At 39.9% G+C, this 25,776-nt stretch carries 20 protein-coding genes and 1 riboswitch; of the genes, 12 read left to right on the top strand and 8 right to left on the bottom strand.

The window, feature by feature from the left end:
• Window positions 1-68: 68 nt before the first annotated feature.
• Entirely contained in the window at window positions 69-701 is a 633-nt protein-coding gene (hxlA, locus tag AC0YOD_RS16475) for a 3-hexulose-6-phosphate synthase (protein WP_475800413.1), read from the top strand.
• Between the two features lie 7 nt (window positions 702-708).
• Window positions 709-1,266 carry a 6-phospho-3-hexuloisomerase gene (hxlB, locus tag AC0YOD_RS16470; protein ID WP_475800412.1) on the top strand — a complete coding sequence of 186 codons (558 nt, stop codon included), beginning with the start codon at window positions 709-711 and terminating at the stop codon, window positions 1,264-1,266.
• A gap of 43 nt (window positions 1,267-1,309) precedes the next feature.
• Here hxlB and AC0YOD_RS16465 read toward each other — a convergent pair whose 3' ends face one another.
• Entirely contained in the window at window positions 1,310-1,936 is a 627-nt protein-coding gene (locus AC0YOD_RS16465) for a TetR/AcrR family transcriptional regulator (protein ID WP_475800411.1), read from the bottom strand.
• A 210-nt stretch (window positions 1,937-2,146) separates the two neighbouring features.
• On the opposite strand from AC0YOD_RS16465, the gene AC0YOD_RS16460 reads away from it, so the two are divergent.
• On the top strand, window positions 2,147-2,908 hold the full coding sequence (locus tag AC0YOD_RS16460; protein ID WP_475800410.1) for an SDR family oxidoreductase: 762 nt from the start codon (window positions 2,147-2,149) through the stop codon (window positions 2,906-2,908).
• 295 nt (window positions 2,909-3,203) lie between these two features.
• Entirely contained in the window at window positions 3,204-4,061 is an 858-nt protein-coding gene (locus AC0YOD_RS16455) for a class II fructose-bisphosphate aldolase (RefSeq protein ID WP_475800409.1), read from the top strand.
• Window positions 4,062-4,145: 84 nt separating this feature from the next.
• Here the strand turns inward: AC0YOD_RS16455 and AC0YOD_RS16450 are convergent, their stop codons facing one another.
• From AC0YOD_RS16450 to AC0YOD_RS16430, 5 genes are all read right to left on the bottom strand, one after another.
• A complete protein-coding gene (locus AC0YOD_RS16450) occupies window positions 4,146-5,234 on the bottom strand; it encodes a hypothetical protein (protein WP_475800408.1) in 1,089 nt (362 codons plus the stop codon).
• Between the two features lie 16 nt (window positions 5,235-5,250).
• Window positions 5,251-6,723 carry an MBOAT family O-acyltransferase gene (locus AC0YOD_RS16445; protein ID WP_475800407.1) on the bottom strand — a complete coding sequence of 491 codons (1,473 nt, stop codon included), beginning with the start codon at window positions 6,721-6,723 and terminating at the stop codon, window positions 5,251-5,253.
• A gap of 307 nt (window positions 6,724-7,030) precedes the next feature.
• A complete protein-coding gene (locus tag AC0YOD_RS16440) occupies window positions 7,031-7,441 on the bottom strand; it encodes a DUF2752 domain-containing protein (protein WP_475800406.1) in 411 nt (136 codons plus the stop codon).
• Entirely contained in the window at window positions 7,422-7,760 is a 339-nt protein-coding gene (locus AC0YOD_RS16435) for a DUF4234 domain-containing protein (protein WP_475800405.1), read from the bottom strand. Before AC0YOD_RS16435 ends, AC0YOD_RS16440 begins: the two co-directional genes overlap by 20 nt.
• Before the next feature lie 290 nt (window positions 7,761-8,050).
• A complete protein-coding gene (locus AC0YOD_RS16430) occupies window positions 8,051-8,650 on the bottom strand; it encodes a TetR/AcrR family transcriptional regulator (RefSeq protein ID WP_475800404.1) in 600 nt (199 codons plus the stop codon).
• A 136-nt stretch (window positions 8,651-8,786) separates the two neighbouring features.
• On the opposite strand from AC0YOD_RS16430, the gene AC0YOD_RS16425 reads away from it, so the two are divergent.
• Window positions 8,787-10,049 (top strand): MFS transporter, encoded by a 1,263-nt coding sequence (locus AC0YOD_RS16425; protein WP_475800403.1) that lies wholly within the window; start codon window positions 8,787-8,789, stop codon window positions 10,047-10,049.
• Between the two features lie 222 nt (window positions 10,050-10,271).
• On the top strand, window positions 10,272-11,726 hold the full coding sequence (locus tag AC0YOD_RS16420; RefSeq protein WP_475800402.1) for a polysaccharide deacetylase family protein: 1,455 nt from the start codon (window positions 10,272-10,274) through the stop codon (window positions 11,724-11,726).
• Window positions 11,727-11,775: 49 nt separating this feature from the next.
• Here the strand turns inward: AC0YOD_RS16420 and AC0YOD_RS16415 are convergent, their stop codons facing one another.
• Window positions 11,776-12,825 carry a bifunctional transcriptional activator/DNA repair enzyme AdaA gene (locus AC0YOD_RS16415; protein ID WP_475800401.1) on the bottom strand — a complete coding sequence of 350 codons (1,050 nt, stop codon included), beginning with the start codon at window positions 12,823-12,825 and terminating at the stop codon, window positions 11,776-11,778.
• A 313-nt stretch (window positions 12,826-13,138) separates the two neighbouring features.
• Window positions 13,139-13,223: riboswitch (cyclic di-GMP riboswitch) on the top strand.
• Between the two features lie 142 nt (window positions 13,224-13,365).
• Here AC0YOD_RS16415 and AC0YOD_RS16410 point away from each other — a divergent pair.
• Window positions 13,366-19,185, top strand: coding sequence for an NPCBM/NEW2 domain-containing protein (locus tag AC0YOD_RS16410; RefSeq protein ID WP_475800400.1), 5,820 nt, complete (start codon window positions 13,366-13,368; stop codon window positions 19,183-19,185).
• Window positions 19,186-19,260: 75 nt separating this feature from the next.
• Here the strand turns inward: AC0YOD_RS16410 and AC0YOD_RS16405 are convergent, their stop codons facing one another.
• A complete protein-coding gene (locus tag AC0YOD_RS16405) occupies window positions 19,261-20,379 on the bottom strand; it encodes an amidohydrolase family protein (protein ID WP_475800399.1) in 1,119 nt (372 codons plus the stop codon).
• A gap of 498 nt (window positions 20,380-20,877) precedes the next feature.
• Between AC0YOD_RS16405 and AC0YOD_RS16400 the strand changes: the two genes are divergently transcribed.
• From AC0YOD_RS16400 to AC0YOD_RS16380, 5 genes are all read left to right on the top strand, one after another.
• Entirely contained in the window at window positions 20,878-21,789 is a 912-nt protein-coding gene (locus tag AC0YOD_RS16400) for a dihydrodipicolinate synthase family protein (protein ID WP_475800398.1), read from the top strand.
• A gap of 50 nt (window positions 21,790-21,839) precedes the next feature.
• A complete protein-coding gene (locus AC0YOD_RS16395; protein WP_475800397.1) occupies window positions 21,840-23,249 on the top strand; it encodes an ABC transporter substrate-binding protein in 1,410 nt (469 codons plus the stop codon).
• Window positions 23,250-23,323: 74 nt separating this feature from the next.
• Entirely contained in the window at window positions 23,324-24,202 is an 879-nt protein-coding gene (locus tag AC0YOD_RS16390) for a carbohydrate ABC transporter permease (RefSeq protein WP_475800396.1), read from the top strand.
• Window positions 24,203-24,213: 11 nt separating this feature from the next.
• The gene (locus tag AC0YOD_RS16385) at window positions 24,214-25,059 is read left to right on the top strand and encodes a carbohydrate ABC transporter permease (RefSeq protein ID WP_475800395.1); all 846 of its coding nucleotides are present in this window, start codon (window positions 24,214-24,216) and stop codon (window positions 25,057-25,059) included.
• 25 nt (window positions 25,060-25,084) lie between these two features.
• Window positions 25,085-25,774, top strand: a complete 690-nt coding sequence (locus AC0YOD_RS16380; RefSeq protein WP_475800394.1) for an N-acetylmannosamine-6-phosphate 2-epimerase — start codon at window positions 25,085-25,087, stop codon at window positions 25,772-25,774.
• Window positions 25,775-25,776 lie beyond the last annotated feature (2 nt).

Here is a 25,776-nt window from a genome sequence, read left to right as displayed (position 1 = left end):
GCTTATGTCGAAGATTGCTTAGAATATAGGATGTTAGATAAAAACAACCTATATGGAGGTAATCATAAATGAAATTACAATTAGCGTTAGATCTTGTCGATATCCCTGGAGCCATTGAGGTTGTAAAGCAAGTGGAGCCTTATGTGGATATAGTGGAAATAGGAACTCCAATCATTATTAATGAGGGCTTGCACGCAGTGAAGGCTCTTAAGGAGGCTTTTCCTAACCTAGTGGTGCTGGCAGACTTGAAAATCATGGATGCAGGCGGCTATGAGGTAATGAAAGCAGCCGAGGCAGGCGCAGACATCGTTACCATTCTTGGCGTTGCTGAGGACGCGAGTATTCAGGGTGCTGTGGCAGAAGCCAAAAAACAAGGTAAGCAAATTTTGGTGGACATGATTGCCGTTAAAAATTTAGCAGAGCGAGCGGAGCAGATTGACTCCTTCGGCGTGGATTATATTTGTGTTCACACTGGCTATGATCTTCAAGCGGTCGGACAAAACTCATTCGAAGATCTTCGAACTATTAAACGTGTTGTTAAAAACGCAAAAGTGGCGGTTGCTGGCGGCATTAAGCTAACCACATTGCCTGAAGTAATCGCAGTGAAGCCTGACCTTATTATTGTTGGAGGCGGAATTACAGGAGAGACCGACATGAAAGCAGCTGCAGATGAAATGCAGCAATTGATTAAGCAGGGGTAATAGCGTTATGACAAATAATCATAACCTTCATACCATACTGGACGAATTGAAACGAGCTGCGGATGGAATCAATGAGGAACAGTTGGAGCAATTAACGGATGCCATGAGTAAGGCGAGGCGCGTATTTGTAGCAGGAGCAGGCCGATCCGGACTTATGATGAGAGCATTTGCGATGCGTTTAATGCATCTTGGTGTCGATGTGTACGTTGTTGGGGAGACGGTTACTCGCAGTATATCTCAGGGCGATTTGTTTCTAATTGGTACTGGCTCAGGAGAGACAAAATCACTTGTGCCTATGGCGGAAAAAGCGCGAAGCCTCCAAGCAACGGTAGGTGCATTAACACTTTCTTCGGCATCATCAATTGGAAAATTATCAGATATTATTGTGAAGATACCCGGTGCCCCGAAGGATCAAACGGGCAATGACGCGATAACCGTTCAGCCGATGGGCACGTTATTTGAACAAATGCTGTTGCTTGTATGCGATGCTGTTATCCTTCGTCTAATGGACAAACAGGCTCTTTCCGGTCATGCCATGTATGGAAATCATGCTAATCTGGAATAGTTGTATCTATCACAAAGGGCACCCAACAGGGTGTCCTTTTTTTTTATCCATTCCGGATCGAATCTAGGGAAATTGGCTTATTGGAGGGGCTAATAATCGTATTCTTTGATTTATAGGATAAAATTTCAATTAATTGTTCTGCCATATGTTTAGGTGTATATTTGTAGCCGCCCTTTATCCATTCCATAATTAAACCAAAAAGAGCATAGGCACTATAGCTGGAAAATAAGTCGGAGTTAATTTTATGATTGGTGTTCGTTCCGACAGCCAGGTCTTGAAGTATTAGCTGCTTTAATATTTCACAAATTCTATTTTGGAAACCAGGCAAAACATTTGAGTTTACAATAATCATGTAAAAATCGGAATACGAATGGACATGTTCAAAAATTCTTATGCTGGATGTTGTAAGCTCGCTAATAATAAATATATCCGTATGTAGGTAGGGTTCTTTATAGGATTTAATTAAATCCTCCATAACATCATCAATGAGTTCATTCAGAAGTTCCTCTTGCGTCTGATAGTGCTTATAAAAGGTTCCGCGATTTAGATCTGCAAGAGCAACAATATCCGTTATCGTAATTTTTTTGAAATCCTTCTTCTCCATAAGCAAAATCAATGCGTCTTTTAATTCTTTTTTTGTTTTAGTGGTTCTTCGATTATTAGTATTCAACAAAACATCCCCTAGATGTCTATTTTCCGACCTTAATTGAACAGATAGTTGAATGATTATATATTTTTCAACATTTACAGTATGATTTGCATATTGATACACAAATTATAGAGGATTAAACTGAATGAGTACAAATATTAACGTTATCTGTAGATTTTACATTTCTATATCTTTTTACAGTAAACATATATATAGAGGAGGACAATGAACATGAAACTACTAGAAAAAGTTGCAATTGTAACGGGAGCAGCATCTGGTATGGGAAAATCCATTGCAGAGTTGTATGCAAAAGAGGGCGCGAAAGTCATTGTAGCCGACCTTAACCTAGAAGGTGCAGAAAAAGTAGTAGAAGGAATCATTAATAATGGCGGAGTAGCGAAAGCTTTGCAAGTAAATGTTGCAAAACTTGAAGAAATTGAAGGCATGATTGATACAGCAGTAAGTGAATACGGCACGTTAGATATTCTCGTTAATAATGCGGGTATTATGGATGGTTTTGAACCGGTTGGCGATATTAGTGATGACAAATGGGATCTGATTTTCGATATTAATACAAAAAGCGTTATGCGTTCCATACGTAAAGCACTGCCTATCTTTTTAGAGAAAGGTAAAGGTGTTATCGTTAATACCGCTTCTACAGGCGGACTTAGCGGTGCTCATGCAGGCGCTGTCTATACAGCATCCAAACATGCAGTTGTAGGTTTGACGAAAAATACAGGTTTTATGTACGCAAACAAAGGAATCCGCTGTAATGCAATCGCACCGGGTGCGACAGCTACTAACATTGGAGCTTCTATGAAAAACATGAATGAATTCGGCATCAGCCGCACGCAATTGGCGCAGTCGTTGATTCCCAGGGTCGGTTCTGCAGATGAAATTGCGCAAGTTGCACTATTTTTAGCTTCTGATGATTCAAGCTTTGTAAATGGGACAGTAATAACGGCAGATGCGGGTTGGACTTCTGCATTTTAATTCATTTAATAAACAACTCCGTTAGAGGTAAATCTAATGGAGTTGTTTTTTTATCCAGTGAAATGAAGAAAAACCCGTCAGTAAGCGTTTTCAGTGGGGAAGTATTCGTTATTAAGAGGCAAAATCAGTTGATTTATTAAAGGAGAAAGATGTACAATAGTTGGGTGATTAATAAAGATGTACAGGTATACAGAATGTTTATTGGTCTGACTATTAATTAACGTTAAGTCGAATGATACGATCAGACATTTACATGACTCAATATAGTTAGTTACACTCAAAGGAGGATTTTAATATGGCATTAGTATCAATGAAAGAAATGTTAAACAAAGCGTTAAAAGAAGGATATGCTGTTGGTCAATTCAACATCAACAACTTGGAATGGACACAAGCTATTCTAGGTGCTGCTCAAGATGAGCAATCACCAGTAATCCTTGGCGTTTCTGAAGGTGCTGCTCGTTATATGGGAGGCTTCACAGTTGTAACAGCAATCGTGAAATCCCTAATCGAAGAAATGAAAGTAACTGTTCCAGTTGCAATCCATTTGGATCATGGTTCAAGCTTTGACAAATGTAAAGCTGCAATCGATGCTGGATTTACATCCGTTATGATCGATGCTTCCCACTCCCCATTTGATGAGAACGTAAAAACAACTCAACAAGTTGTTGCATATGCTCATGAGCGCGGCGTTTCTGTTGAAGCTGAGCTAGGTACAGTTGGCGGACAAGAAGATGACGTAATCGCTGATGGCGTTATCTATGCAGATCCTAACGAATGTGCTGAGCTAGTTAAGCTTACTGGTATTGATTGTCTTGCTCCTGCACTTGGTTCCGTTCATGGTCCTTACAAAGGCGAACCAAACCTAGGCTTTAAAGAAATGGAAGAAATTTGCCAAAAAATCCAATTGCCATTGGTATTGCATGGCGGTACAGGTATCCCTACTGACCAAATTAAAAAATCCATTTCTTTGGGAACAGCTAAAATTAACGTAAACACAGAGAACCAAATTACGTTTACGAAAATTGCTCGTGAGATCCTTACTAATGATTCCGAAGTTTTCGATCCACGTAAATTCCTTGCTCCAGGTCGCGAAGGCATTAAACAAACCGTTATCGGTAAAATGCGTGAGTTTGGTTCTTCAAACAAAGCGTAATAAACATAAATCAAAAAAGGTTGAATCGAATGCTTTTGCATTCGGCTCAACCTTTTTTTTATTTATTATAAAAGTGGCACCAGCCTAATAGCTGTCCAATACCTCAAACATATCCTTCCCCTTCTGAGACCATTGTTCTCTGCTAAGCCTTAACCTTTCCAGATGCTTTTCTATATTATCAGCTGTAAGATATACACCGAAATCCGGGGGGACTTTACTCCACTCTTTATTTAACATTCGGTATAGCATGAGACTGCCTATTTTTTTGGAGAAGTGGGAAAGATCATTATAGTTTTCTTGATTTTGCAAAGTACTCATGGAAATCTCGTGATAGCCTGAGAAGTCCCATACAGGAGCCATACTTACTAATTGTCTCTTCCAATCTTCATAGTCATCCCATATGCCGCTTTGCCAAAAGGTTTCTAAAATAATGGCATGTACAGGACTTATATATAAATATAATTTAAGATTGTTTTGCTGGCATAGATCTATCATTTGTTGAACGGCTAGCATGCTGTCGGTTGATAATTCAAAGGCAGTTGGAATACGTCTTAATAAATTTTGATTAATATCAGGATCAAACACATAAGTTTCATCATATCTGCCATCATCAAAGAATTCATTTGTTGTAAATCTATTTGTATTTTTTTGGTTATCGATAAGGACTTTAATACTGGACTTAAAGGCTCTCTCCGAAAGCAAGTTCGCAAAAATGTCTTTCAGATAATAAGGGGAACTTAATCTTTTTTCAACAAATTTTACATGTGTGGCATAAAGATGATCATATACCTCAAAATCCAAGCCAAGGAAAACAGTTTTCAGATTTTTATCGACTTTAATCAAATACTGCAAGTATCTTAAATTAATATAGGGATTGGCAGCGGATAGACCTAAGTTATAGGTGCTTTCACCAGTTAAAGATCTAATTAGGGGAGGGTCTAGCCTCATCGCTCTTGAGGTTCCTAATACAATGGTTTCAGGTTGATATTTTTTACTTTGGTAGGCTTTAAATTGATAGGAATCATTCTCTATCAGTTTATGATAATTATAGCTTTTCCTTGAAACAAGATTGTAACCATAGGGATCAATAAAATAGTTCAGAAGCGCAATGGCGAATAAAATAAAAGCGGTTATGATTATAGTGAAAAGCGTCCATTTTTTATATGATTTCATGAGTTCACCTAATAATTTAGAATTTAAAATATAAAAATTCGGATACTTTAGTTAAATTTAATACGGAATAGATAAAGAGAATGATGATGAAAATGGCGTAAATAAAAGTGGGTTTAAAGGATTTCATTTTTTCAGACGTATTTTTAAATAACAATACAATAATCAATCCTAGTAGGATGAAACCTACAGCATGAAACTTACCTTTTAAAGGAGTATTAGCAAAGGCAATCCCAACAGATGTAAGGGGATGCAGTGCTCCAGATAACCTTTCAGGCAATATAAAGCCATTAAATCCCAGCATTGCTTTGATTAGTTGCAGTGCTTTACCCAAATGATCTATTTTGAAAAAGACGAGGGTAATGTTTAAATAACCAAAGGTAAGGAACCACGCAAGGAACAAGGGAAGCTTTCTATTCCATTTGGTCCAAATGCGATAGATAATGATTCCGATCCCAACAAGTAAGCCCCAAATGATAAAATTCCAACCCGCTCCATGCCAGATTCCGCTTAGAATAAATAGCAGGATAAGATTAATATTTGTTTTCGCATTCGTACTCAGTTTAGAAGGTAGGAAAGGAAATACCCTTTTTGACAGATAGCGATTCAAAGGAAAATACACATATTCATATAAAAATCGGGTTAAAGTAATATGCCAACGTGAGACCATTTCTTGAAAATTTGTTGCTTTATAGGGCGAGTTAAAGTTAATAGGCAGTTTTATGTTAAACAACAATGCTAATCCTATGGCCATATCCGAATAACCGCTGAAATCGAAATACAATTGAAGGGTATAGGAAAGGATAACAAGCCATGCGTCAAAAAAAGTAATCGTATCTAAATATTGCGTGCCATCTAATACAGTTGTTGAAAAGTTATCAGCAAGGATGAGTTTTTTAAATAGGCCAATAGAAAATGCAAAAATACCTAATGCGATGTTTTCATAATTTATTTTCTGGTTTTTAGCGTTTTGGAATTGCGGCATCATGACTCTGTGATGAACAATTGGGCCGGCAATTAAATGCGGAAAAAAAGTAACAAATAACGAGTAGTTAATAAAGTTATAGTTTTCTACCTTGCCTTTGTAGCAATCTACAATATAAGTAATTTGTTGAAATGTAAAAAAACTAATGGCTAACGGTAAAGCAAGGTGCAGTAAAGGGATATTTGTTGAGAAGACCAAATTAAAATTAGTAAGAAAAAAATCGAAATATTTGAAATAACCTAAGAATCCTAAATTAAGCACAATCCCAATAAACAGGAGCAGCTTATGTTTATGAGAAATGAGAGATTTGCCAATTATAAAATTAATTGCTATAGATAGAAGGATAAGCAGTAAGTAATGCGGATTCCACCAGCCATAGAAGAAAAGGGAACAGGAGGCTAGCCACATTCTTGAGACATAAAGTGGAGCAATAGCATTTAAAAAAAAGTAAGTACAAAAAACAATGGGCAAGAAAAAGAAGATGAACTGTGGTGAATTAAACAGCATACATACACTTCCTATATCTAGGCTGGGGTTAATGCGCTTATTTATGAACTAAATAAGTATAGTAGAATGGTAGACAAGGAAATAGTGACCCTTGTCATTATTCTTGTCATATGACAAATCTAATTTTGTTTATGCAAATGAGGAATAGCTCTTATAGATTAGTAAAATGTAGAGCCTAAGATAAGTGGATATAGGGAAGTTTAAAAGGAAAAGGAATAGATCCGCCGTATGGGTTTTTAAATGACAAGCATTATGAATACGGCGGATGAGATGAACAAGTAAGGTGTATAAGATAAATAGATGTGTACTACCTAACTACCGTAGGGGCTAAATAATCAAAAATGGGGACATTTCTCATTATTCCAAACGCAACAGTCATGACTACCATCATAATCATGATTCCCTTACTGATCATCCGCATTTGCTTCTTTTGTGTAATGAAGTAGAGCGCATATAAAGGAAGTAAGATGAATAATAGGGGGTTAAATCTAAAAGACTGAACAAAATCTAATTTGAGCAGTGAAAGAACAACCCTCGTAATTCCGCAGCCCGGACAATAAAACCCAGTTATCTCGTGAAACACACAAGGAATCCCGATTTTTGTAATAGGCAACCAAGCTTTGAGGTAAAACAATCCGCCTATACCTAGCGAAACACCCCAAAATAGCTTGGGGTGTTTCTTCGGAATAAGCTTAAGATTAAGCCAGTTTATTGACATCCATTTGAACCAAAGCATACGTGACGATGCCCAAACCAAAGAATGTAAGAATAAGGTATAGGATTGAATTATCGGTTGCCATATAACCGCGTTGCCTTTGCGCTTCTGCGATATGTTTACCAACTTGGTATGCCCAAATGAAACTCCATACCCCGCATGTGATCAAGCTTAGAAGGAAATGCTTTCCTCCTGTAAATGAAGTATCACCGCTTACCTCACCAACTTCATTGGTTAAAACAATAAACCAATAGATCCCATAGATACCACACGTAATTAATGTGAAAATAATTGCTAATGCAATATTTCTTTGGCTCCTCACCGCTGCACACTCTCCTAATTATTATGTATACCAAGAACGTAAAGCATTCTTGAATTCAACCTCACTTCATTTCTTAGTAGATTATCAGTCTATTATGCTAGCTAATAATCTATCTTAGTGAAAATATGACAGGAAATGAAATAAATCGACAGTATTATCATAATAAATTAGGTTCATATGCACAAGACAATTATTAATTGTAAAGGTAAAGAAGGAATGTTCTTAATTCCGAAAATCGAAAAAAACGGCTGATATGTTGTATCTATAGCATTAGAGAATCGATGCATGTCTTAAGGGACACGTAAGCAAACCTGTTTTAAATAAGTGGCAAAGCTCTCTATATTCATCTTTATATGTCGATTGCTTCCTTCCAGCTTACTCATCATAATGCCGCCCTCCATAATAGAAAGGGAGAAGGTAGCTAATGCATCAATATCAAGGTCTGCTTTGAACTCACCGCTTTGTATACCTTGGGCTATAATCTTTTTCTTAGTTTCCAGCGTTCCCGCCAGAGCTTGTTGGGCTCTTTGTCGTAAGCCTGGATGAGCGTCATCACTTTCAATAGCCGTGTTGAGAAGAGGGCATCCCCCTATAAACGGTGGAGCTTCAACCACATTCTCGTATACGCGCAAATAAGCTAATAGCTTGCCTGAGGCTGTTTCTTGCTGACTAATCGCCTCAGCAAGTTGAGCCCCGACGATACTGCCTGCATAGCTATAAGCTTCATAAGCAATCTCATCTTTGCCGGAAAAATGGCGGTAAATGCCGCCTTTTTTTATGCCTGTTAGCTCGGTTATATCAGATAAGGATGAGCCTGAATAGCCCTTTTGGTTAAAGAGTTCAGCGGCTTTAGCTATGATGTATTTACGGGTGCTTTCACCTTTTTTCATCTTCATCCTCCGTCATGAATTGCATAGGTACAAGTAGTATATCAAATGATTTTGAGATCTTGCAAAATAGTAAATATATGGTATTATAAATGGTACCGATCGGTATCTTTTATATATGACAGGGGTGAAGAGAATAATGAGTAAAACATGGTTTAAGGAGACCAAGTATGCATGGTTTGGGTTAGGCTCACTTTGGATTATTGGATTTATTGGGGCGCTGACACGATTCAGTATGAGTTTTTTTCAAGTGCAAATATCAGAGAGCTTGCAAATTAGCAGGGGATTCATTTCAATGGCTTGGTCAAGCAATTTGTTAATTACAGCTCTATGTGCACCTTTAGGAGGCTGGCTTGCGGACCGCTTTGGTGCAAAGAGAGTTCTATTGTTAAGTGCAGTCATGTGTACATTAGGTACTGGTATTGTCGTTCTAGGACAGCACCCTATCGCTTTTTTTATCGGATACGGTGTTATCTCTGGTTTGGCCGGAATGGGACTGACGACGAGTTATGTGTTGCTGTTCCAATGGTTTCAACATCATCGGGCAAAGGCGTTGACGTTGCTGGGAAGCGCCTCATCTGTAGGATTGGCGGTCATTATACCAATCTTCGTATCTGTAAGCTGGTTGACTTGGAATGATGCCTTTATAGCATCCTTCGCTCTTGGTATCCTTGTAACATTTCCTGTTATTTGGTTCGGTATAAAGGGTTTAGAGACAAATAACGCTAAGACAGCTCAAATGGGGAATTCAAATGAAACGCAATCCCAAGATAGGATAGATAGTAAAGCTTTATTACCCAAGAGATTTACTCATTGGCCAATCTTCGTCATAGTCGCGATTGCACTATTCACCTGCGGCATCAATATGGGAACCGTGGAAATGAATTTAGTAGCCATTCATCAATTAGCAAATGTATCACCAAGTATGATCGCCTTATCCATGAGTGTGCTTGGTATCATGGAAATTACGGGTTCGCTTTTATTCGGTTATTTTTTGGACCGATACAATAAGTTGATTATGATGAGCATTTTGTATGGCATACGAATTATGGGCTTTGCCTTCCTTTTTATGCACATAGGAAGCTCGCCCATTCTTTTTGCGATAGCGTTCGGCATTACCTATTTAAGCGCATTGCCGGGAGGTCTCCTTGTTGTCAATGAGTTTGCAAACGGCAAAGGGAAACAAACGGGTTTTCTACTCCTCTTTCATCAGGGAGGCGGTATATTGGGCGCGTTAATTGGAGGCCTATCTTTTGATTACTTTAAAAATTATCAGAACCTGATTCTTGTGGATATCATCATTTGTATTCTTGTTACACTTGGTTATTTCGTCTTATTCATTGCTCATCGGAAAAGTCTCAGCATTGAAAACGGAAAAGTAACATTAAGCGAGGGACTTTAATCCTAATATGAGACGCACCTTATGACTCTACTCCTTTAGGGAATTGAGTATAGGGTGCTTTTTATTTGGAATGCCTCTTAATATAACAACGTTTGAACAGGAGGGTCTTGTCATATGGAGTTATCTCTAGTATCTTCTAAATTTTGGGGTATAATAAATGGAAATGGGTTTTCTGATTGGGGTAAATAGAGGTCTGAAGATTTACATGAAGGAGCAACGTAGATGAAAGAGGGCCAAACAAGAAAATTAGAGATAAGGATAGCCCAGGCTATTATTTTAATAGGATTGCTGATTATTTTGTCAGGCTGCGGTATGTTTGGGCGTGGAAATGTCGAGGACGAGCTTGAACAACCCATAGCAAAACAGCCTATAGAAAGGTATACAGGTGAGAAAAGCAAGGCAATAGCTTATGTGTATACAACCAAACGTGAGCTTGCGCTTACCTTTAACGGGATGGCGGATAGCGACACGATGCAAACGCTGCTGGACCAGCTGGATACCTATGGCATCAAAGCAACGTTCTTTCTACCCGGCATGAGAGTGGCAGAAGAGCCTGATATTGCGAGAGACATTTTATCCCGTGGGCATGAAATTGAGAACAATACCTTGAGTGGTCTTGATCTGAGCGCGTCCTCCTATAACCAGATATATGAGGAGATTCATCTGGCTAATGAGGTGATTCAGAGGGAAACAGGGGTATCTCCTCACTATGTAAGAACCAAGAGTGGTGAATACAATGATGATATTCAGCTGGCTGCTGCGCATAATGGGCAGAGCGCTGTTATTTCTTACAGTCTGTTTCTCCATAATTGGACGACAGAAACGGAGACTCAGAAGAAAAACTATTTACGCAAATATATGAATCGCGGAGGCATTATTACGCTAGATACGGAGGAGAGTAAGCAACTGGAAGAGACTATATCACTTATAGCAGCCGCTGCTAAGGATGTGGGATACTCGTTTGTACCGATGAGCAAGCTCGTCTTGGAGGGCGGAGAACGGAAGCCGCTCGAAGAAATTGAAGGATATGATGCGGCGAAAGTGAATGACGATTATAAGTCAGAAGCGTACAATTTGGTTTATAGAAAAGAAATCAACCATAAAGAAGTGGCCTTGACCTTTGATGACTGGGGAACGGATTATACGATTACGTCCATACTCGACATTTTGGACAAGTATGAGGTTAAGGGTTCCTTCTTCCTACGTGCTGATGGGGTTCAGAACAACCCAAATCTAGCGAGGGCCATTGCGGAAGCGGGGCATGATGTAGGCAACCATACGTTTAGTCACCCAGAGCTGGATGCTCTTTCACCTGCGCAGCTCCAGAGCGAGGTCGTGAAGGCGCATCAGATCATTACGGAAGCGATTCAGGAGAAGCCCGCAATGATCTTTAGGCCGCCCACAGGTGCAATCAATAGCGTAGAAGGACAAATCATATCGGCTGCAGGCTACCATACGATTGCCAACTTTGACGTTGATCCGAATGATTGGAATCGAAGCAAGACCGCAGATCAAATCGTTAAGGCGATCACCGAGCAGACGAAGAGCGGGAGTATTATTTTGCTGCATATGCTGGATGATCTGCACACGATTGAGGCTCTTCCCAAGGCTATTGAAAATCTGAAGCGGGATGGATATACGTTTGTAAGGGTAAGCGATTTATTGGATCTTAAATAGATGCTTGCTCTCCTAAGCCAATAGCAGAGTTTACTCTTATCATGGCATCCTATTGTTGACCGTTTTTTTCATGATGCAATAACCAGCTCTTACGTGTTAAGCCGCCCCCGTAGCCACCCAAATCACCATTGGCGTTAATGACTCTATGACAAGGAATCATAATGGCCAGCTGATTGGCGCCATTGGCTTGAGCCACTGCGCGAAAGGCAGTTGGCTTGCCTAGGCTTACAGCGAGGTCTGAATAGGAGCGGGTCTCCCCTGGCGGTATTTTCATTAATTGTTCCCATACGCTTTTTTGAAAGGGAGATCCTATTAAAGCGATTTGCGTCTTAAACACGGTTAATTTGCCTTTGAAATACTGGTAAAGTTCATTTTCAATGGATTTAATCGATTCCGTTATTCCAGGGATAATGGCTGATTTCGTTCTCTTTCTAAGCCGCTCTACCTCGCGTTCTAGACCTCTACGATCTACAAACTCTAAGAGATAAATTGCAGCCTCATCGCCAATGGCAATCATCGGTCCAAGCGGGGTATCGATCCAAGATGCTTTTAGCACCTGACTATTCTCTAGCAAAGTAGGCGCTGCCCCCATGATTCGGGAAAAAGCGTCCCTGAACCCACTGCTGGATTCATATCCGGTTGATAGCTGCGTATCAATGATTGTTTTGCCAGCTCTAATATTCTTCAAAGCAAGCCCCATGCGGCGAGCGCGTGCGTATTCAACAAATGTCATACCGAATCGTTTTTTGAATTGACGACGTGCCGTTGATTCGTCAACAGAAAGATTTTTGAAATCTTGTCCTTTCCATCGTTTTTCAGGGTCTTTCTCTACTGCTTCCACAAGCAGACGAACCATTTCCGAGACATGATTAGGATGGGATAACGGACGACATCGCTGACATGGCCGATAAGAAGCCAGCAGCGCTTGCTGTGCGGTCTCATAAAATTCGCAGTTTTCGAACTTAGGCTTTCGTGCCGGACAAGTTGGTCGGCAGAATACACCGGTTGTTTTCACTCCTACATAAAAGACGCCTTCATATTCCGTGTTCTTTTCTAATAAAGCTTTGTAGTATTGTTCATTACGCTCGACAGGTATCATGCTTGCACCCTCTAAACTTGGATTATGCTCCTATTATAGCCCCTCTTACGGCAGGCCGTAGCCGAAAATCAGGCATCTATTTTTTTATGTATTTGCGGCTGCTGATACGCTTAAGATCCAGTTTCCCCAATATTAGTTTTAAGTACTAACATCATGCTTGAGAAGGGTGACTATAGGCCAGTCTTATATAGGATTTAGGTAATAGAAACGCTTAACAAGGTGAAAATCTCCATTCTTAATTACCTATCCTACTATGCTACCAAGTGTTCATGTAATAAGGGGCTTCGGTATGTTACTGTTTGTAATGTATTTAAAACTTAATAGGCAAACCTATGGAAATGTAGGGACGCAAAGCTAAAGGGACTAAGGTTGTAAAACGATGTCAGCCAGCTGCCAAAGAGTGTATTTTGCTTTTTGTTATGTAAGGTTTCATAAAAGTGAAGTCTTTATTTTTATGTAAATTTTATACACAATCAGGCTACTCTTATGGGTAGTTTTTTTTGCGTTGGTCATAATCGTAACTATCAGGAGGAAGAAAGTATGAGGAAGATAATCGCAGTCGCTACAACTGCAGCAATGTTGGTCAGTTTTTCAAGTGAGACAGGTTATGTTTTAGCAAGTGAAGTACAAAATGCAAATGCAGTGAAAACGGTATTAGAAAGCCAAGTGATTACATCAGATATCGCCTCGGTTGCTCCTTTTGATTTATACGGTAAAGACCTTTTAGCCGCTTATAACGAAGTGTTTAAAATGACCCGAGCAAATATTAAATCGATAACGAATAATGGCGGCAACTATTCCGGTTCTGCAATTGATAAAGCGATTGATGGCGATATGAGTACCCACTGGGAAACAGGTAAGCCTAATACGTCAACATTTACGAATGAAGTTATCATTCATTTAAATGATGAGACTACATTAAATAGAATCGTGTATGCTGCTAGACAATCAGGTGCGAAAGGTAAAGGATTTGCACAAGAGTTTGATATTTATAGCTCAAGTACAGATGAAGGCGATAACTTTACGCTAGTATCCTCTGGCGAATATAAAGGCTCTACTGGAGATGTCGTTGAAATAAAGTTTGCACCAACAGCATTCAAGAGAATGAAATTTGTATTCAAAAAAGCCAATCAAGATTGGGCCAGCGCCGCAGAATTTTCATTTTATAAAGAAGATTCCGCAACAGATAAGATGAAGAGCCTGTTTACGGATAACACCTTTAGTCAAGTGAGCGCAGCATTCAACACAGAAGAAAAAATAACGGCATTAGAAAATGAAGTGAAGTCTCATCCTCTTTACGCACAATTTAAAGCAGATATTGAGAACGCGAAGATCCTTCTAGAAAATCACCAAATAGAGGAGTCAGCAGCTAAGGTTTCTAAATTAAAAGGCTATGGTACCGAGTATGAAAGTGCTTATAGCGCGGCTTACAGAATGCCTAATTCTAATGTGTCGAGGGTTACAACAAACGGCGGAAGCTACTCAGGCACGAAGCCTGAATATATGCTGGATGATCTGCCAAATACACATTGGGAAACAAATAGAAATAATGACGCTTCTTTTACGAATGAGGTTGTATTTGAATTGGAAACAGCGGAAGTGCTGGATAGAGTTTCTTTCCTTGCAAGAGATAATAGAAAAGGATTCCCAGAGGCATTTGAAATCTATGCATCCCAGACGAGCAAAGGCGATACGTTTCAACTCGTTTCCAGCGGTACAGCGGCGAGTACGAATGATTTTCTGGAATTCAAATTCGAGCCTACAACGTTTAAAAGATTAAAATTCAAATTCACGCAGGCTAACATCAACAGACCATTCGCAGCAGAATTTAGATTTTATAAAGAGGATCCCGTAAGTGAAGCGGTAAGTCGCCTATTTACAGATGGGACTATGAGCGCGGTTATCCCCGAGTTCAATAGTGCTGCAAAAATCAATGTGTTAGAGGAATCAGCTAGAACGCATCCCTTATATCCTGTTCTAAAAGGTCAATTGGATCTAGCCAAACAGGTCATTAACGGTGAAGTGCAAACCGATGGCATGATCATTACCGCAGAGCAGCATGGCGATATGAAAAAGCATGCTCAGCAAAATTTAAGATTTGGTTTTGGCACAAACAATCAGCCTACTGGATTGGCAGCTATGCCTGGCGATACGATTAACGTTTATGTTGAAGTCGGATCTAACGATAAAGTACCTTCTCTCGTATTTTCACAACAAGAGGGTTCATGGTCTAGCTGGGCTAGAAGCGTACAACTGCGTTCAGGTAAAAATACAATAACAGTACCGGAGATTCCAACGAATAGCTCTTATGCCCATGATGTGACAAAAGGCGGAACCGTGTACATCGTCAATCCATACACACCTGAAGAGCAAGGCAAAGCTCCCCTGATTCGCTTTGAAGGTTTGGAGAAAATTCCTTTCATGAACAAGGGTACGGACCCGGAACAATTCAAAGCTTTCTTAACAGCGTATAAACAAAAATTGGATCAAGACAAGGCGGCACATCCTAATGTTAAGGATAGGGAATTAATCGACGTCGTTGAAATGGCCAGTGATCGTGTTATTTTCACGGGGACAGCTACAGAAGCATACAAGCAATTCATTACGTCAGGTAATAACCCAATGGACACATTACTGGGCTATGATTACTGGATTAATAAAAATTTGGAATTTTATGGTCTGGATGGACGCAGTCTAAACCATGATTCTAAATTTATCAGAGAAAATATCAGATTGATGCAGCCGTACGGTTTTATGTATGCAGCTGGTGACCATACAGGCATTCAAGGCGGACAGGTTGGCTTGATGTTAGCGGATTTCAGAACAACGTATCCGGGCTGGGGCTTAACTCATGAGATTGGTCATCGCTTAGCAGTAGGGGAGCGGGAGTATGGAGAGATAACAAACAATATGGTATCCATGCTTATGTCTATCGCCTATGATTCTATGGATAATCGTATTCCCTTTGAATCTGAAATATATAAGTATGTCATCGAAGAAAATAAGGTCGCAATGGATAATCAGTCACTTGGAGCAAGACTGGGTACTTATTGGCAGTTGGAATTGGCTCACCCCGGCTATTGGATGGAGCTAAATAGCTTATATAGAGATAGAAAAGTATCGCTTCAAAATGGTGACAACTCCAAGCAGCAATATCTAATTGAATTCTCTTCAGAGGTTTTGGGTATGGATTTGAGCAGCTTTTTTGCTAGACATGGCTTCATTGTCAATCCTGAGACAAAAGAGAAGGTTTCGAAATATCCTGCCAGCCAAAAACTATGGTATCTGAATAATACGGTTGTTCATTATGAAGGAACAGGAATAGAAGACAAAAATGCTTCCGTAAAAGTAAGTGTTAGTGCGAATACTGGGGCAAAAACCAACACGTTGAATATCAGTATGGACAAGGCCTATAAGAATGATCTCTTGGGCTATGAGGTCTATAGAAATGATACGCTGATTGGCTTTACGGGTACGGATCAATTTGTAGATCAAAATGTAGATACGAGTATGAATTATACGTATAAGGTTGTTGGCTTTGATAAAAAATTAAATACGCTGAAACCGGTTGAATTTAAAGCTTTCAAACCAACCCTTTCTGTTGAGGAGCATATCACGTTAAAGCTTAATCAAGTGTTTGATCCTATGACTTATGTAAAGGCAGTGAACTATCAAGGATCAGATATTACAGGTGAGGTTTCGATCAAATCCAATAACGTTGATGTGACGCAAAAAGGCGATTACGAGGTTGTATATGAGATCAAGAGTGGAGGGGCTGTCGAAACCAAAGCAGCAAGCGTAACGGTAACGAGCAATTATGCGTATATTTCGGATTTGAATGCAAAATCAGTCATTGTTGGATGGAATGAATGGAAGAAAGACAAAGCACCTGCTGGTGGCATGATTACACTCATTAGACAGGGGCTGGCTGCAACCTATACCAAAGGTATAGGCGTACACGCCAATTCGGAGGTTGTTTACGATATTGAGGATAAAGGCTATGACTTCTTTGAGAGCTATATCGGTATTGATCAAGCGATGAAAGGAAACCAGTCCTCAGCAACATTTGAAGTCTATGTAGATGGCGAAAAGAAGTTTGAGAGCGATGTTTTTAGATCGGGCACAGATCATGAATTTGTTAAGATCCCTGTCACAGGTGCAAGGGAAATAAAGCTTGTTACGACCGATGCAAAAGATAATGGGAATGCAGCAGACCACACCGTATGGGCGGATGCTAAGTTTACAAACCAATCAAGCCAACCAACCATTACGGTACCCGAAGAGACAACTTTCGTGAAGCTAAACAGCGAGTTTGATGTTTTATATGGCGTTACAGCATTTGATATGGAGGACGGAAACCTAATCGATCAAGTTCAAATTAACATGAATGGTTTGCGTTTTAACAAAACAGGTTATTTCCATGTAGAATTTACGGTAACAGATCGTGATGGAAATAAGGCTGCAAAAACCAGAGAGATCGTTGTTTACAGCGCAGCGAAATACCTCAGTGATGTAAATTGGGAGTCTGCAAGAACGGATTATGGAACAGTGCGGAAGGATAAATCCAGCACCAATAATTCGATTAAGCTGCTCATAAACGGTCAAGCGAAGGAGTTCGTAAAGGGTATAGGCACACATGCAAACTCTGAAATTGTTTATAATCTTGCAGATACCAACTACGAATATTTTGAATCATATGTAGGTGTAGATCGGAATATAGCAGAGCAAACGAATTCGAGCATCATATTTAAAATGTTGGCTGACGGTAAAGAAGTCTATAACAGTGGGCTGATGAAATATGGTACGGAAGCTAAGCTGGTTCGGATACCCGTTAAAGGGGTTCAGGAATTAAAGCTGGTTGTAGATAATGCGGGTAATGGAAATGCTTCCGATCACGGCAGCTTTGGTGATGCTGCGTTCATTATCTTAAACAGTAAGCCAGAGCTTACCATACCGAAATCCTTATCCACTAAAGCAGGTCAAGAAATATCACTTACAGCAGCTTATACTGCTAGGGATGCAGAAGATGGAGACTTAACTTCTCAGGTAAATATCATAGGGGAAGATAAAGTGAACTTCAACAGAGCTGGCGAATACCCGATCACTTACACCGTAACGGACAGTGATGGAAATACGCTATCCAAGACAAGAACGATAGCTGTTGTAAATATGGAGGATTCCAAGTATTTAACTGATTATGATTGGAAGTCTACGCAAAACAGCTATACGGCACCAAAGAAAGATATCTCTATAAGTGATAAGGCGTTGCGATTAACGGATGAAAATAGTAGAGAGGTTGCTTATGCAAGAGGGATTGGAGCGCATTCCAATTCAACAATTGTATATGATCTGAGCGACAAAAATATGGATTACTTCACCTCATTCGTGGGTGTAGATCGACAAATGTATAATTCGATTGGTTCTGTAACCTTTGAAGTTTATGTAGACGGAGAAAAGAAATTCGATAGCGGATTAATGAATGCTAAAGATGTGCAAAAATTTGTCGAGGTTGATATTAACGGAGCAAATGAGCTTAAATTGGTCGTAACAGATGGAGGAAATGGCAACGGGTCTGACCATGCAACCTGGGGCGATGCGAAATTGCATTTCGCAAACGCGGATAGACTTTTCACCATGGACTTGGAGGGAGCAATTGAAGCAGCCAAGGCAATGAATCTAGAAGAGTATACGGACGAAAGCATTGCAGCATTCAGAGCAAGCATTGCCAAAGCCGAAGAGGCTTTGGCTGACAAGGCTGCTGCACAACATACTGTAGATGAAGCAGAAGCTGTATTAAAAGCAGCAATAAATGGTTTAGTTGAAATAGACCTTACCCAAGTCATTCATGTAAAAGACAGCTATTTGAGCAACTCCATTAAGAAAACGTTAGGTATAAATGGGGATATAACGCTAGGTGATATGTATAAGCTTACAGTGTTAACTAGCGAAACAAGAAGAATTAGATCGCTTGACGGTTTGCAGTATGCGAAGAACTTAGTGACACTAGATATCGCAGGAGATGAAGTTACGGATTTCTCTCCCCTTCAAGGTTTATCTAAACTTGAGAACGTAATGGCTGATCCTCAAATCGTTGAAGTAAAAGAACTAAAGGGACCCGTTGTTGAAGTGGAAAATCTGGTTAAAGGACTAGACGGGAATAAAGTTATACCTTATCTAGTCGGAGTAAGAAATACGAAGACGTTCAAAGAGATTTCGTTTGATACAAGTGAATGGGCGATAAACGGGGATACGTTTACAATAGACTTATCTGGTGAAGATAAGGGAGTTTACATGCTCGTAATGGCTTATCGAGTAGAGGGCAACCTTGTACAAACCATTTATATTGTTGATAACAAGTAATAGAATCAAATTGAAAATGGCGGTGCGAGGATCGTATCCTTGCACCGCCATTTTCTCGTTACTATTCGTGAACGTTTATTTTACTTCGGAAGTTTTGTTCTCCAACTCGAATATGAGTTCGTTAGCCATTCTTTTGTTTAAGCTGTAGGTTTTGAATTCACCTAAGCTCGCAGCGAGCTCCTTGATCTTCGCGATTTGAGTGTCGGTTGGCGGCTGAACCTCAATCATTCGTTCATAGTTAAGGTAAGCAACTTTTTGTGCGGTATCCGCGGAAAGAAGATCAATGATTTCATATAAAGCTTCAGCAGCTTGGCCCTGTACTAAACCGTAGCCAGAGTCAGTCGATAACATGATTCGATCTGAATACTCCTCGATTAGCGGCACAAAATCCTTTAAGCTGTGGGAGCTGTCGGCGCTGTATGCCGTAAACCCTGCGAAGAAATCAACGTATAAATTGGGATGCTTATCTAGCAGCTGTATGATATTTTCTGGTGTATTATAGGCATTGGCGTGTCCGAAAATAATGGTCGTATCGGGATGCTGCTCTAATGCTTTTTCTAAATGCTCGATAGGAGGACCGTTCGCAGGATCTATATGTAGAAGAACAGGTACTTTATATTTAGCTGCGAGATCATAAATTTGCGGAAGATTTCCGTCATTAGGGTTCTGTGCTTTCCATTTTACGTTGGATACAGCAGGTGAGTAGCTTGATGCGGCAACAACCTCACCAATATTGAGATAACCCTGCTCTAATTTCTCCTGCACAATGGAGAGGCCCTCTTCTTCATACATCGGGAACCCTGAGAAGGATGGATAGACGTGAGAGGGTTCCTTACGATAATGCTCCCATGCGAGCTGATCTGTCGTTTGGGCGCTAGGTTCCGATACATTTCCGAATAATACGATTCGATCAATGCCAGATTTTGTCCATTCGTATACAGCACCCGGATTTTCAGCGGCATGGTTATGAATATCAATGAGGGTAATATCCTGGTACAGCTCAGATAGCTTTTTGCTTGTATCTTTTGCAAGCCGAATGGTTTGAATCAGCTCCAGCTCTTGTTTGGGCTCATAAACATCAAGAGGCTCAATGATAACTTCTTTCTTCGATTCGGTTGAACACCCAGCTAAGATAAGAATAACTAGGCTTGAAGACAAAATGATGGACCATAATTTTCTAAAAGACCTGTTCATGTTCATCCCTCCAGAACAACATTTGTTGAACCGCATTGAAATATTCCGTGTTATTGCTGACGAAAATTCGACTATATCCTATTATTTATGGAAATAATTTCAACTAAAATAAAGTATGGGATAAAATAAAAATAAACTCAACTCTTTTTTTATGAACGAAGAATAGAACCTATATGTAAGTGAAGGCTTGATTAGCTTGTAAGAGCTGATTGAGCTTTTTTTGTGGTATTTGGGAATGATTTCAAAGGAAATCGGTTAATAAGAGGCCTCCGAAAAAGGTTAGTATTTGCATAGTAAATGAAAAAATGAACAATAATACACTTCAGAAATAGCCATTTCATATCTTCAGAAAATAATTTTCAAAAGGATAGAAAGTGGCTGGAATAATGATGGAAATAATTTTCACAATGATAATAATGGTGAAATTAATTTACAATAACAAAATTATATGATATGTTGTTCTTGCCTAATACTATAGACAATCAGGAGGAGATTTCATTGAGATTAGAAAAGTTCCATGGAATCATACCAGCGTTTTATGCTTGCTATGACGATGAAGGAAATATCTCAGAAGCTCGGACCAAAGATTTATGTGATTATTTGTATGAAAAGCAAGTGCAAGGGGTCTATGTCGGAGGAAGTTCAGGGGAATGTATTTATCAGAACCTGGATGAACGAAAAGCAGTACTTAGCTATGTAGCGAATAACTTAAAAGGCAAAATGACACTTATTGCGCATGTGGGAGCACCATCTACAAGAGACAGTGTTGAACTCGCTAAGCATGCGGCAGAATTAGGTTATGATGCGTTATCAGCCATTCCGCCTATTTATTTCAAATTGCCAGATAGCGCGGTTTATAAATATTGGAGCACCATTATCGAAGCAACACCTTTGGATTTTATCATTTATAACATTCCTCAAACTACGGGATATACATTGACACCAGCATTGTTCGAGAAACTTCTGACAAACAAGAAAGTAATCGGAGTTAAAAACTCATCGATGCCGACTATGGATATTGAACGCTTCAAAAAAGTTGGCGGAGATGAAGTAATTGTCTTTAACGGTCCGGACGAGCAGTATGTCGCTGGAAGACTAATGGGCGCAGACGGTGGGATCGGCGGAACCTACGGCGCGATGCCAGAGTTATTCCTGCAAGCCAACCAGTTTGTTCTACAAGGCAAATTTGAGGAAGCCAAGCACATTCAAACCGATATTAACGACATCATTATTGCACTATGCTCACAAAAAGGCTCCATGTATGCCGTGATAAAAGAAGTACTGAATAGAAGAGGTGTAAACATCGGCAGCGTTAGAGCTCCTATGGAAGGCATAAGCAGCGAAGATTCAGGTCCTATTGATGAGATTATCAAAATGATTGATCAAGCTATTAAACGCCACTGCTCGTAATTCATGATGGGTGCAGTCACAATTATATTAAACGAGGAGTAGATATTTAGATGAAAAGAAAACGCTTACTCGCAACGGTTGTCGCTCTGATTATGTTGACTTCTCTTATTGCAGGGTGCTCAGGCAACAATAATAAGGGAACGAATACGGAAGAAGGAACCGCAGGAAAGAAAGAAAAGGTTGAACTCAAAGTCTGGCTAACACCGCAATGGAAAGGCGTTTTGGATGCTACTGAACAAGGCGCTGATTATGATAGCTTCATGAAATACGCAGCTGATAAATTTGTGAAGCAATACGATAAGTACGATGTAAAAGTAAATGTAGAGGTCATTGCCGGCGATCAACGCGATCAGCTGCTCAACGTTAATCTAAGCAGCAATACGCCTCCTGATGTTTTCTTTGAAAGCGTTTTTGCGATGGGTGATTATGTTCATCGCGGTGCATTGGTGCCGTTGAATGATATTGTGGATGACAGTGCAAAAAGTGATATTTCCCAAAGCTATTGGGATTCCGTAACTTTTGGGGACGATGTCTACTTCTATCCATTCCAAAACAATCCGGGTACCTTGGTATATAACGCGGATATGTTTAAAGCTGCTGGCCTAGATAAATTCGTCGGCGGAGAAAATGAAATTAAAACATGGACATTAGCAGAATACGAAGAGATCCTTAAGGGTCTTAAAGAGAATCTGCCGAAAGATAAATATTCCAACGCTTACCCAATGGCACAATTCGCCATGAATAACCAAGGTGATACTTGGAATCTTGCGTATTTGAGAATGTTCGGAAATAAATTCTTTGATGATCAAGGGAACATTGTTCTAGATGATGCCAACGGCGTTAAAGCAGCAGCTTGGTTGAAAAAAATCAAAGATGCCGGCTACACCAATCCAGGTGCGGAATCAGTATCGTCTAATGATGCTAACGGCATGTTCCAAAATCAACAGCTAGCTATCAGCTTCACAAATCCGATCTTGTTCAACAACACAAAAGCGGACATGGAAAGCGGCAAAGCGACTAAGTTTGACGCAAGACTTGCTAACATTCCATCTGAAAGCGGAGACCCATTGTCCTTTACCTATGTAGTTGGAGCGAGCGTGTTCCAAACGAAGGATGAGAAGAGAGTTGAAGTTGCAAAAGATTTCGTTAAATTCTTCTCAACTGATCCTGAATTGGTGAAGTCTTCAAAAAACAGTATTCCTGTAAGAACTTCTGTTTCCGAAGAGTTCAAGGGTGAAAACCCACTGTTTGCTGCTTATGATGCAAATGCTAAATATCTGTTCAACTTTACAGGGAATGTTCCAGGATACAGTCAACTGAGAGAAGTGCTCTACCCTGAGCTTCAAGCTTTGTACATGGGAGCAAAAACACCTGAGAAAGCTATAAAAGATTATCAAACGAAAGGCAATAAAGTGATTGAAACGAATAAAAAGAGCTCTGTCATTTACCAAGGTAAATAAGTGCATCATTAATACAGGATTAGCAGCCTTGAGGTCATAAGGTCTCAAGGCTCCTGATTAGAAAGGAAAATGATATGAGACGACTACGCAGTCAATCCTTCAAAGAGAATTTAACTGGTTATATGTTTATTTCGCCTCAAATGCTGATTTTCTTAATTTTTCTGGTCTATCCGATTTTTGAAGGAATAAGGCTCAGCATGTATCAGATCAATTATCAAACAGAGAAGTTTGTTGGACTAGACAATTACGTGACCTTGTTTAGTGATCCTGTATTTTTTAAAGCACTGTTTAACACGGTAATATTCGTTGTATGTATCGTCGTTCTGACGGTGGGCTTTGCACTGTTTGTTGCATCCGCGGTCTTCGATAAAAACGCTAAATATGTTTCCTTCATTAGAGGAAGCTACTATATACCGGTAATGGTATCTATGGTTGTTATGAGTATGGTTTGGAGCTTTCTATTAAACCCAGCAAATGGGCTGATTTCTTACTTATCTTCGGGAATGGGACTAGGCAATGTTAATCTTCTAGGGAAAACCTCGACGGTTTTGCCGGTCATTATATTCGTAACATTCGCGACAAATGTGGGTCAAGCGATCATTCTATATATTGCTGCTATGATCGGTGTGCCAAAAGATTTGTTTGAGGCTGCGGAAGTGGACGGTGCCAGCAGATGGCAAGTCATTCTTAAAATACTGATTCCTTCTGTTCAATCCTCAACGATTTATATCGCGATCATTAACATCATCGCGGTCTTGAAAATCTTCGTCGTCATTCAGCTCTTAACGGGTGGCGGACCGAATAATGCCTCTGTGACACTGATGTATTATCTGTATAATAACGCCTTTAAATATAATCAGCTCGGTGTAGCTTCTGCAGTAGGGGTTATTATGTTCCTGATTACGTTATTGTTGTCAGTGCCTCAGCTAAGAATTTTAATTAAGGAAAAGTGAGGGGTAATAACATGTCGCAGAATACAAACAACAAGAAGAAGATGGAGCGATTTGATGTTATAACGAATATTATCGTTACCCTCTTCGCGATATTAAATCTGTTTCCTTTATATTGGTTATTTACGAGTTCACTAAAAAACAGCTCAGATGTCGTGAAGATGCCGCCTGACTGGTGGCCTACCTCGATTACATTCTCTAACTATGTGGATGTATTTCAAAGCCAGCCAGCCTTGAGATGGGCATTCAACAGTATATTAGTCTCCGGTGGTTCAACGGTCCTTGTTATTATCGTAGGGGCGATGGCTGCTTACGCTTTCTCCAAACTTAAGTTTAAAGGTAGAAATATCATTTTCATTATTTTTATATCAAGCTTAATGATTCCTAAAGAAATTATGATCGTGCCCCTTTACCGTATCACGCAGGACTTCGGTATGGTCAATAGTTATCACGGTATGATATGGCCAAACGTAGCTACAGCATTTGGCGTGTTCTTATTAAAAGGATTTTTCGATGCGACGCCTAATGCATTAAGAGAAGCCTCTAGAATTGATGGAGCAGGGGAATGGAGAACATTCTTCCAAATTATGCTTCCTATCATTAAACCTGGTATTGGCGCATTATTCATACTGAATTTTGTTCAAGTCTGGAATGATTACCTATGGCAATTAGTTATCGGACAAGAGAAAAACATGAAAACCCTGATGGTTGGTACCGCAACATTAATGCAGGATCTTAATCCGAACTTTGCATATAAGATGGCGGGAGCTACCGTTGCCGCAATTCCGATGCTAGTTATATTCTTAGTGTTCCAACGCTACTTTACAACAGGAATGACGGCTGGAGCAGTTAAGGAATAAAATTATAGTTGTGGAGTGGAAATCAATGACTACAAAAAGAGATGTACTCGATTTGATCAATAGGAAGCTAGTCGTTTCTTGTCAAGCATTGCCGGATGAGCCGCTGCATAGCCCATTTATTATGGGCAGAATGGCATATGCAGCCTTCTTAGGCGGTGCTTCGGGCATTCGTGCTAACAGCGTCGAGGATATAAAAGAAATCAAGAAAACGGTTGATTTGCCGATCATCGGCATCATTAAAGAGGTTTATGGCGATTGTCCAGTCTTTATCACTCCGACCATGAAAGAAATCGATGATCTTTGCCGCGAAGGTGTAGATATTATTGCCTTGGATGCAACGGATCGTATCAGACCCGATGGCTCAACCATCACGGAATTATTTCCAATAATTAGAGAGAAATATAAGGAACAGCTGTTTATGGCGGATTGTTCTACTTATGAAGAAGCAGTTAAAGCTGTACAACTAGGTTTTGATATCATAGGAACGACATTAAGCGGCTATACGGAAGCAACGAAGGGCAATACTTTGCCTGATTTCGAATTAATTGAGCAACTCGTCCAAACCATAAAAGTCCCTATCATAGCAGAGGGCGGGATCTCGACACCAGAAGAATTAAAAAGATTATTTGATCAAGGCATTTATTCGGCAGTGGTCGGTTCGGCCATTACAAGACCGATGGAAATAACTCGTAAATTCGTTAAGGCAGTGGAATAGCC

The sequence above is a fragment of the Paenibacillus sp. J31P13 genome (assembly GCF_056269295.1).
The sequence above is the reverse complement of the archived record's forward strand: the minus strand, read 5'-3'. Positions and strand labels throughout refer to the sequence as shown.